This window comes from Priestia sp. VA7 (genome assembly GCF_055710015.1).
The window spans coordinates 1-638 of record NZ_JBVQPN010000040.1 but is presented as its reverse complement, the minus strand read 5'-3'; the positions used below and the strand labels follow the sequence as shown (position 1 = coordinate 638).

Annotated in this window: 3 tRNA genes and 2 rRNA genes; all 5 read right to left on the bottom strand. The window is 47.3% G+C overall.

The features are described 5' to 3' along the window. Positions 1-51: 51 nt before the first annotated feature. A tRNA-Val gene (locus AC0C45_RS30045) sits at positions 52-127 on the bottom strand. A gap of 23 nt (positions 128-150) precedes the next feature. Continuing rightward, a tRNA-Glu gene (locus AC0C45_RS30040) sits at positions 151-225 on the bottom strand. Between the two features lie 3 nt (positions 226-228). Next, positions 229-303 (bottom strand) — tRNA-Asn (locus tag AC0C45_RS30035). 9 nt (positions 304-312) lie between these two features. After that, a 5S ribosomal RNA gene (gene rrf / locus AC0C45_RS30030) occupies positions 313-428 on the bottom strand. Between the two features lie 111 nt (positions 429-539). After that, positions 540-638, bottom strand: a 23S ribosomal RNA gene (locus AC0C45_RS30025); the annotation flags it as partial.

Below are 638 nucleotides of genomic sequence, written 5' to 3'. Positions count from 1 at the left end.
ACCTACTGATTACAAGTCAGTTGCTCTACCAGTTGAGCTACACCGGCACGGTGGTGGAGGATGACGGGATCGAACCGCCGACCCCCTGCTTGTAAGGCAGGTGCTCTCCCAGCTGAGCTAATCCTCCACTATTATGTAGATAAAAATAAATGGTGACCCGTACGGGATTCGAACCCGTGTTACCGCCGTGAAAGGGCGGTGTCTTAACCGCTTGACCAACGGGCCAGTTGGCTCCACAGGTAGGACTCGAACCTACGACCGATCGGTTAACAGCCGATAGCTCTACCACTGAGCTACTGTGGAATAATAATAGCCTGGCAACGTCCTACTCTCACAGGAACAAAGTCCCAACTACCATTGGCGCTAAAGAGCTTAACTTCCGTGTTCGGTATGGGAACGGGTGTGACCTCTTCGCTATCGCCACCAGACATATTATATTATACATGTTTTGATAAAGAAAGCAAGACTTTTTTCGAAAAAGTTTTGTTCTCTCAAAACTAGATAACAGTTCGCTGAGTAAAGCTTACGCTTTTAAAAGTTTGGTTAAGTCCTCGATCGATTAGTATCAGTCAGCTACACATGTCGCCACGCTTCCACCTCTGACCTATCAACCTGATCATCTTTCAGGGATCTTACTA